Consider the following 335-nt stretch of genomic DNA (forward strand, 5'->3'; position numbering starts at 1 on the left):
GCTCCGACCTGGACCCCACCACCGGAGCCCCCCGCACCCCCGCACCCACCACCCCCGCCTACGAACCCTGGGACACCAAACTCGCCCGCCGCCCCGGCCCCGGCGCCGTCCTCCAACTCACCGCCTACGCCCACGCCGTCGCCACCGCCACCGGCCACGCACCCGAGCACATGCACCTGCTCACCGGCGACGGCACCACCCACACCCTGGCCACCGCCGACTTCACCCCCATCCTGGCCACCACCACCGCCCGCCTCCTGGACCGCCTCACCCAGCCCCCCGCCCTGCCCGCCCCCACCTGGGGCGAACCCCGCCCCACCTGCGACGGGTGCGGC

Annotated in this window: 1 protein-coding gene; it reads left to right on the top strand. The window is 77.3% G+C overall.

Going from position 1 to position 335, the window contains the following annotated elements:
- A partial coding sequence (locus D471_RS33085; RefSeq protein WP_040688411.1) for a hypothetical protein occupies positions 1 to 335 on the top strand: 335 nt, incomplete at both ends.

The sequence above is a fragment of the Nocardiopsis lucentensis DSM 44048 genome (assembly GCF_000341125.1).
Classification (GTDB): domain Bacteria; phylum Actinomycetota; class Actinomycetes; order Streptosporangiales; family Streptosporangiaceae; genus Nocardiopsis; species Nocardiopsis lucentensis.